Raw genomic sequence first — 9456 nt, forward strand, 5'->3', positions numbered from 1 at the left:
AGGCTTCGAGCTACATGCTCAGCGAAGGCTTCGATGAGGTCTATCACCTCAAGGGTGGCATCCTGAAGTACCTCGAAGAGGTGCCACAGGAAGAAACCAAGTGGCAGGGTGACTGCTTTGTGTTCGATAACCGCGTGACCGTTCGCCATGACCTGAGCGAAGGTGATTACGATCAATGTCATGCCTGTCGCACGCCGGTCAGCATCGAGGATCGCGCCTCCGAGCACTACGTAGCCGGTATCAGCTGCCCGCATTGCTGGGACAAACTGAGCGAGAAAACCCGGCGCAGCGCCATCGATCGGCAAAAGCAGATCGAACTGGCCAAGGCCCGCAACATGCCTCACCCGATCGGCTACAACTACAAGCAAGCATCATCTTCCGAGGCCTGAACCATGTCTGCGCGCCTGCTCTATGTGATGGACCCGATGTGCTCCTGGTGCTGGGGCTTTGCTCCGGTTGCAAACGCATTGGTAGAGCAGGCGGCGGCCGCCGGAGTGGATGTGCATCTGGTAGTGGGCGGTTTGCGCACCGGCAGTGGCGCCGCGCTGGAACCGACCACCCGGCGCTATATCCTTGAGCACTGGCAGGCGGTCACCGAGGCTACCGGCCAGCCGTTCAAGCGTGAGGGCGCGTTGCCTGACGGTTTTGTCTACGACACCGAACCTGCCTGCCGTGCGCTGGTGACGGCTCGCAACCTGGCGCCGGATTGTGCCTGGAAACTGCTCGGCCTGATTCAACATGCCTTTTATGCTGAAGGTCGCGATGTCACGCGCGCCAGTGTCCTGGTGGAGCTGGCAGAACAGGCCGGTCTGCCGCGTATCGAATTCGCAGCAGCGTTTGATCGTGCCGATACGCATGCCGCGACGGCTGCCGACTTCACCTGGGTCCAGGACCTGGGCATCGCCGGTTTCCCCACGTTGCTGGCTGAGCGAAACGGGCAATTGGCGTTGCTGACCAATGGCTATCAGCCTTTGAGCGTTTTGTCCCCGCTGCTCGGCCGCTGGCTGGAGCGCGCTGCCTGTGCATGACCTGCCCGACGAAGCCGTAACCGCTAAACGTGTCGACCGCTTGAGCTGGGCGGAAATCCGTCGTCTGGCGCTTCATCACAAGAAATCGCTCTGGATCGCCAACGGCGTTGCCGTACTGGCGACGCTGTGCAGTGTGCCGATCCCGTTGCTGCTGCCGTTGCTGGTCGATGAAGTGCTGTTGGGGCACGGTGACGCCGCGCTGAAAATCATGAACCTCGCGCTGCCTGAGGTTTGGCAAAAAGCCGCCGGTTACATTGGCCTGATGCTGGTGGTGACCCTGGCCCTGCGTTGCGCGGCGTTGCTGTTCAACGTGCTTCAGGCGCGGTTGTTCGCTGCCCTGGCCAAAGACATCGTCTACCGCATTCGCATCCGCCTGATCGAACGCCTCAAGCGTATTTCACTGGGTGAATACGAAAGCCTGGGCAGTGGCACCGTCACCACTCATCTGGTCACCGACCTGGACACGGTGGACAAGTTTGTCGGTGAAACCCTCAGCCGCTTCCTGGTGGCCATGCTGACCCTGGTCGGCACCGCCGGGATTCTGATGTGGATGCATTGGAAACTGGCGCTGTTGATTTTGCTGTTCAACCCGTTGGTGATCTACGCCACGGTGCAGTTGGGCAAACGGGTCAAACACCTGAAGAAACTCGAGAACGACAGCACCTCGCGATTCACCCAGGCGCTGACCGAAACCCTGGATGCCATCCAGGAAGTGCGCGCCGGCAACCGTCAGGGCTTTTTCCTCGGTCGATTGGGGCTGCGGGCCAGGGAAGTTCGCGATTACGCGGTCAATTCCCAATGGAAAACCGACGCCTCGAACCGGGCCAGCGGTCTGTTGTTCCAGTTCGGCATCGATATCTTTCGCGCCGCCGCCATGCTCACGGTGCTGTTTTCCGACCTGTCGATCGGCCAGATGCTCGCGGTGTTCAGCTACTTGTGGTTCATGATCGGTCCGGTCGAACAACTGCTGAACCTGCAATACGCCTTCTACGCGGCGGGCGGTGCGCTGTCGCGCATCAACGAGCTGCTGTCGCGCGCCGATGAGCCGCAATACCCCAAGGGCGTCGACCCGTTCACCGGACGCGAAACTGTCGGTATCGAGGTCCAGGGCTTGAGTTTCGGTTATGGCGACGAGCTGGTGTTGAACCAGATGAACCTGTCTATCGCCCCCGGTGAAAAAGTGGCCATCGTCGGTGCCAGCGGTGGCGGCAAGAGTACGCTGGTGCAGTTGTTGCTGGGCCTGTACACGCCGCTGGCGGGAACCATTCGCTTCGGCGGCTCGACCCAGCAGGAAATCGGCCTGGAAACGGTGCGGGAAAACGTCGCGGTGGTCCTGCAGCATCCGGCGTTGTTCAATGACACGGTGCGCGCCAACCTGACCATGGGCCGCGAACGCAGCGACGAGGCCTGCTGGCAGGCCTTGGAAATCGCCCAATTGCACGCCACCATCCATGAACTGCCCAACGGCCTGGACAGCATTGTCGGGCGGTCCGGCGTGCGTTTGTCCGGCGGTCAGCGCCAGCGCCTGGCCATCGCGCGGATGGTCCTGGCTGAACCGAAAGTGGTCATTCTGGACGAAGCCACCTCAGCGCTGGACGCCGCCACCGAATACAACCTGCACCAGGCATTGGCGCGGTTCCTCAGCAACCGCACCACGCTGATCATTGCCCACCGGCTATCGGCGGTAAAACAGGCAGACCGTGTGCTGGTGTTCGACGGTGGGCAGATTGCCGAGGATGGCGATCACCAGCAGTTGATTGCCGACGGCGGCTTGTATGCCAAGTTGTATGGGCATTTGCAGCAGCACTAGATCAGTTCCACAGGACGTTCAAAGCATTTTCACCGCCGTCGAAACCGAACTCCTTGACCACCACCGAACACGATTCGCAAGGTGGCATGGTGGTAGCGACGTTCACGGTTTCGATCGATCCGGCATCGGGGTATTTTTCGCGAATGGCGCTGATCAACTTGCTTTCACTGTCCAGTGATGTGGGCCTGCGCGTCAGTGCCGGGTGATAGCTATCAATTTCCTTTATGGTTGCCGGCACAGCGAGCAGTTTTCCTTCATTCGACACGAGCAGTGATGTGTTGGGAAATTCCTGATTCATATCGACATTGAAGTAAGTCGTTTCACCGACCCTGATCTGATCTGCGCCAAGATTCTGTTTGAACAAAGGCAGATGCCCGGTCGCCCCCTGCGCCCCCGAAACACTGACATAGACCTCGCGCTTCCCGGTGGCCGTGACGACTTCCGCGTAGGCGATGTTTCTGGGATTGAATGAACGCTGGTTGTAAGGGATAAGCTTGTGCAGCTTCATCATCGTTTTCTTGATATTCAATGCGCTGTCGGCATTGTTCAGCACGGTGCTCGGCTCAAGGAACAATGTATCGAAGATTTCCACGGTTCTTTTCCGGAAATCTTCTGATGCGACCTTGCTTCGCGACCAACTGGTTGCCCCTTTGGGCAACTGCGTGACAATCATTCGGGTCGAGTGATCGAACAGCACCGCTTCGCCTGGACTGGTATCGACTTTGAGCAGCTTGAGCGTGTCCGGCGGGTTCACGTGGCCTCCAATCGGAATGGCAATCTCTTCCATGGTTTGCAACGCTCGCTCCACTGCCGGCGTGCCGTGAATCCTTGCCACATTGTTGGCATTCAATGAACCGGTGTAGACCGTGAGCAGTTCTTGATTGAGATCTTCCGGCAATCTCGAAGCTTTCCTGAGATTCAGTTTGTCCGTCAGGTTTTGACCTTGTGCCAGTTCGGCGACATAAAAGTGTCCGGCATCCAGGCGGGTAAACACGTAGCGCTTGGATTCGTCTATCGCCGGGATGATGATGGCACCGGCTTCGAAGGTGTCGAACTGACCCTGTTTGCCGTAGGGGATTTCTACCTTGATCCTGCCATAGATCCCTTTCTGGAACTCCACTGTAGCCGGGAGCGATCTTTTAGACTTCAGGGTTTTAAGCAACATCGCCCGATCCGCAGTGGCCGGCGTATAGATACTGTCTCCGAACCACGGCGCCCAGCCTTTAGTCTCGTCGAAACTGCCAATGGCCGGCGTCGGTGCCGGATCGACGGTGACGAATGTGGTCTTGCAGACATCGGCACCCGGATGGCGGCGTACCCGGCAAGGCAAGGATTTGAACATCGCCTGGTCATCAATCAAGTCGGCACGACGCAGTTGGTCGTTGTCCAGTCGATAGGGGATGTCATCCACGAACAGAGTGGTACGACCATCGACTTCGAGTACTTCACGGATACGGGCTTGCTCCGGAAGTTCTACCAGCGTGTGCGTATCGGTGGGGGCTAACGTTTTGAAGGTTGACCGGCCATGTATGAGGTTGTCGCTGTGATTGTGCAGGCGGGGACCATAGGGCAATGACGTTACCGGGTCGACCGGGTGGAATCGGGTCAGGTCCGACGGGCTGGTGTTGCGCACGAGTACATCATCGACACCGTCGATCGTTGCCAGTCGATCACTCGATGTCAGAGGTTTCCAGCGCCCGGGGTCGGTTGCTTGGGGCAGGTTGTGAACCAGTCGGTAGCTGTCGGTGTTTCCTGCCAGTTTTCTCAGTCCACTGACACCAAAGCGGCCCGCCGTATACAGCCCTTTCCACGTACCGCTGCCGATGGCCTTGAGCAATGACGGAACCCCGTCCAACGGGTTCAGGTTGCGCAGCGACGCGACCAGCAGTTTTCGGGTCAAGGTTGAAAAGGAAGGCAGACTTGCTTTGACGGCCATGCGCGAGGCTGTGGTCGCGGCCCTGATCAAACGCACCGACCCCGCCATGAATTTCCCGATGGGACTGACGAAAGAAGCCAGGTCCATGGCGAGTCCGATCACGCCTGTGAGTATCTGGCCTGACAGAAGATCGTCAATACTGCCCCAGAAGGGTACAAACGCTTTGGCAATCTCTACGAAAGTATTGCGCCGTTGTTCGTTCCTGGCCCTGATAGTGTCGAATGTTGTCATGCCACGTGCCTGGGCACGTAATTGGCTTTCATCGACGTACAGAAAGTTTGTTGCAATGTATTGGGCCACTGCATTCAAACGGGTGATGACCTGTGCCGTTCCTTCGGTATTGGCGGTGGCAGGCACGTCACCGACCACGCCGAGGATCGCTATGCAATACGCCTTGTCAGCGGGCCTGGTGCCGTTCAAGTGCGCAGACCAGTCAAGAAGCAGCGAGGTGCTGATTTCAGCAGAGTATGTTTGTCCAGGAATCGAAGCGTGCAAGGGGTACGTGGTGCGGACGCCTTCGACGGTTGAAAACCTCAAGTGGTCTCTGCGACGAATCATGCCGGCGCTGGGTATCAGTTCGTAATAGGTGATTTCATGATTGTGGGTCACCTGTAGAACGAAACCTTTTCGTGGCCGGATATCGCCGCTTGCTTCGATGCGTGCCTGCTCCAGGTGCAGGCTCAGCAGGCGGACGTCACCTTCTACGAGGGCCTGGCGGTCGGCCAGTGGCAGCGAGGTCAGCAGACTGGCGATCAGAGTCTGATAGGCCGTCCTGATTTTCGAGAGGTAGTGTGCAAAGTCCGTTGCAAACTGCTGGTTGATATCAGGCAGCGTCTTGCCCCCGTATCGGGTTAGCACAGGCCTTTCGATGCCCCTGTGGTCTTTGCGAAACGGCTCATGATGCACGGTTCGCATGTCGTCGATTTTGATCCAGAGACTGGTTCGTGTCTTGCCATCGGATTGGGTGACAAAAAATTTTCTGCCGTCATCGAGCTGACCATCGGCATAGACATCGAGGAATGCATCGCCTGGCAGGTTCAACGAGGGCATATCCTTGGAGCCCAGGCTGCTTGGTGGATCATCGCGCAACAACTTGCGCCCGTCCGATTCGAACATTGCTTCGCCAAACACATCATCTTTCGCCTGCTTGGCCATTTTCAGCCTTTCAGGGGGTGGCAAATCGAGGGTCATGACAGCTTTGTTCAGGCTCTCGCTGTGGCTTTCCAGGGCGGCCGTCGCCCGCGTCATATCGTTCTCGTCGTAATCCGAGTTTGCGCGCGATTGAACGATGCCACAGCAGATCGCCCATTCCAGTGCCGGTCCCATCCTCAGTCGGGTAATCTGCTCAAGTTGTTCGGACGAGGCGTCGGCGCTCCGGGACAGGGGCAGGTCGACGAGCTGTTGAAAGGACAGGGTTTGCGATCGATTCAGGCCGAGTTCATCTGCCAGCAGCACGCCGTGCATGAAGTTCACCCACACCACCGAACTTTTGTAGGGAAGGTCGGGCGGGATGTCGCGCACAGCGAAGTCCTTCGAGAGGCGGGTCTCGTACACGCGCGCCAGTAATATCGCATCCTTGATATTGGTGAGCCGCCGGGTGTGCAGCAAGTGCTGTTCGAATTCGCTGCGCAGGCTCTGGTAGCTTTTGCCCCAACGTGCCGGATCTTGCCAGCGGAAGCCGGCGAGTACTTGCGAGTCGTCAGCCGACGACTCCTGAAAATAGAGGCATATGGCTTTGCAAATCAGTTGATTGCGTACGGACGTCGACGTCTGTTCGCCGGGGTGCGCGCCATACCACTTGAGTTTCTTCAGCAGTTGGTCTGCAAGTTCCTGTGTTCGGGGCGCGCTCAAGATTTCCTGGAGAATTACCGAGGGCGTTGTACGCAATTGCTCTTCGGAGGCCAGACGCAGTACATCGCCGCCCAAATGACGGATCAGCGACGATTCACTGCTGATAAAGGTTTTAACGGTATCGACGATTTGAGCATTGATGAGTTTTGTCTTGTACTGGTTGATGGTCAGAGACTGTGCAAGCGTGGGGGCGTTGCGTTGCAAGGTCTTGAAGCGTTGTTGATCCTGAGCTGTAGGGCGGGCAATGAAATAATCGATATCCGGACCGTCATCCAGTCCCAACTCTTGTCGGGCACGAACTTCTTTGGCAGCCGGTGTGTCGGGTTTAGCTAAAGGTGTCGATGTCATGTGGCACTCCTCGTGAAATCAATTCCCGCAACAACACGTAGGGGAATTCTCGAGTGCCCAGTAAATCGATCTCGAAATCTGCTGTGGCTGTACATATTTATGGCTGTGTTTAGAGTGACCGAGGCTGAACCTCCGCTTGCCGGAACCTTGAACTCACCCTAGTCTAGCTACAGCGAATTCGTCCGGATGACGGTCAAGCAGTGCTATTACAAGGGAACACATGAATCAAACGCGGACACTCGGATCGCCACGGCTGTTGGGCATCGTCTGGCCTTTTATCGCCGTTGTGCTGTTCCAAGCCTTGTTGGGCGGCGTTAGCCTGTATGTGCTGTCGGCGGTTCGCGGCTATGTTGCCGGCGAAAGCCTTTGGTCCAAGGGCCAGAAAGACGCCATCTATTACCTCAATCTCTATGCCGACAACGGCGATCAGGACATTTTCCGCAAGTATCAGCAGGCCATTTCCGTTCCTCAGGGCGGGCATGAATTGCGCGTGGCGCTGGATCAGCAACCGCCCGATATCGAAGCAGCGCGGCTGGCCATTCTCAAGGGCGGTAACCACCCGGACGACGTCTCCAGTCTGATCTGGCTGTACCTCAATTTCCGTCATTTCAGTTATCTGGAGAAAGCCATCGACCTGTGGACGGTGGGTGACGACTATTTGGTCAAGCTCGACGACGTTGCACGTGACATGCACGAGCACATCACCGCCCACCCGACTTCGGCGGCGGACATCCAGCGCTGGAAGGCGCAGATCTTTGCCATCAATGATGAAGTGACACCGGCGGCGAAAGCCTTCAGTGACGCGCTGGGCGAAGGCTCGCGGATGATTCTTCGCTTGTTGCTGCTGACCAACCTCGCCACCGCCCTGGGCTTGATCGTGCTGGCGTTGATGCGTACTCACAAACTGCTCAAGCAGCGCCATGAATTTGCCGATGCCTTGCAGCTGGAAAAGGACCGGGCGCAAATCACCCTGCAATCGATTGGCGACGGGGTGATTACCACGGATGTGGATGGCGCCATCGCCTACATGAATCCGGCCGCCGAGGCGTTGACTCACTGGAAGGCCGAGCAGGCCGCAGGATTGCCGCTCGCGGCGTTGTTCAATCTATTGGATGAAAACGCCCAGTCCGATGGTTTTACCTTGATCGAACATATTCTCAGTGGGCAACTCAGCGGTGGCAGCGAGCATTCAAAACTGATTCAACGCCTCGATGGCAGCACGGTTTCGGTGACGCTGGTGGGGGCGCCAATCAGCAATGCCGGCAAGGTCAGCGGCACGGTGCTGGTGTTGCACGACATGACTCAGGAGCGGCAATACATCGCCAATCTGTCCTGGCAGGCGACTCATGACGCCTTGACCGGCCTCGCCAATCGCCGTGAATTCGAATATCGCCTGGAGCAGGCGCTGCATAACCTGACGCGCCAATCAGGGCGGCATGCTTTGATGTTTCTCGATCTGGACCAGTTCAAACTGGTCAACGATACCTGCGGCCACGCCGCGGGTGACGAGTTGCTGCGGCATATCTGCGCGCTGCTGCAATCGGGTTTGCGTGAAGGCGATACCCTGGCCCGGCTGGGGGGGGACGAGTTCGGCATCCTGCTGGAAAACTGCGGGCCAGAGGCCGCGGAGAAAATCGCCGAGTCGCTGCGCCAGACTGTGCAGAATTTGCACTTCGTCTGGAAGGGCCGGCCATTCGTGACCACCGTGAGTATCGGTCTGGTGCACGTTTCGCAGAATCCGACCACGCTTGAAGCCTCGCTGCGCGCTGCCGACATGGCGTGCTACATGGCCAAGGAGAAGGGCCGCAATCGGGTTCAGGTCTATCACCCCGATGATTCGGAATTGTCCCTGCGCTTCGGCGAAATGGCCTGGGTGCAGCGCCTGCACATGGCGCTGGAAGAGGACCGCTTCTGTCTGTACGCACAGGAAATCGCGCCCCTGGGCGTCGACTCGGGCGGCGGGCATATAGAGATTCTGCTGCGTCTGCATGATGAAGCCGGGCGCATGATTCTGCCCGACAGCTTTATTCCGGCGGCGGAACGTTACGGCCTGATGAGTTCGATCGATCGCTGGGTCGTACAGAACGTATTCAAGATCATTGCCCAATGCCGGGCCGAGCCGCATTGCGGGCCGCTGGCCATGTGTGCGATCAATCTGTCAGGCACAACCATCGGAGATGAGGCGTTTCTCGACTTCCTGCGCGAACAGTTCGTGACGTATTCAATTCCCGCTGAAATGATTTGTTTTGAAATCACCGAAACCAGCGCCATTTCAAATCTTGGCAGTGCAATCAGATTCATCAATGAACTCAAAGGCTTAGGTTGTCTGTTTTCGCTCGACGATTTTTGCGCCGGTATGTCCTCATTCGCGTATCTGAAACATTTGCCTGTAGACTTCCTGAAGATTGACGGGAGTTTCGTAAAGGACATGCTGGACGACCCGATTAACCGCGCCATGGTCGAGGTGATCAACCACATCGGGC

At 57.6% G+C, this 9456-nt stretch carries 4 protein-coding genes and 1 pseudogene; 4 read left to right on the forward strand and 1 reads right to left on the reverse strand.

From position 1 onward, the window contains the following. From D8V06_RS29720 to D8V06_RS29730, 3 genes and pseudogenes are all read left to right on the forward strand, one after another. Nucleotides 1–389: pseudogene (locus D8V06_RS29720) on the forward strand (hypothetical protein); the annotation flags it as partial. Between the two features lie 36 nt (nucleotides 390–425). Next, nucleotides 426–1028, forward strand: a complete 603-nt coding sequence (locus tag D8V06_RS29725) for a DsbA family protein (RefSeq protein ID WP_177434516.1) — start codon at nucleotides 426–428, stop codon at nucleotides 1026–1028. Beyond that, complete coding sequence (locus tag D8V06_RS29730; protein ID WP_056856468.1) at nucleotides 1021–2838, forward strand: ABC transporter ATP-binding protein; 1818 nt, start codon at nucleotides 1021–1023, stop codon at nucleotides 2836–2838. Before D8V06_RS29725 ends, D8V06_RS29730 begins: the two co-directional genes overlap by 8 nt. A gap of 1 nt (nucleotide 2839) precedes the next feature. Here D8V06_RS29730 and D8V06_RS29735 read toward each other — a convergent pair whose 3' ends face one another. Beyond that, a complete protein-coding gene (locus D8V06_RS29735; protein ID WP_130932374.1) occupies nucleotides 2840–6973 on the reverse strand; it encodes a hypothetical protein in 4134 nt (1377 codons plus the stop codon). 220 nt (nucleotides 6974–7193) lie between these two features. Between D8V06_RS29735 and D8V06_RS29740 the strand changes: the two genes are divergently transcribed. Then, on the forward strand, nucleotides 7194–9456 hold a 2263-nt coding region (locus D8V06_RS29740), incomplete at its 3' end, for an EAL domain-containing protein (RefSeq protein ID WP_130932375.1).

This window comes from Pseudomonas sp. Sample_24, assembly GCF_004307605.1.
GTDB lineage: Bacteria > Pseudomonadota > Gammaproteobacteria > Pseudomonadales > Pseudomonadaceae > Aquipseudomonas.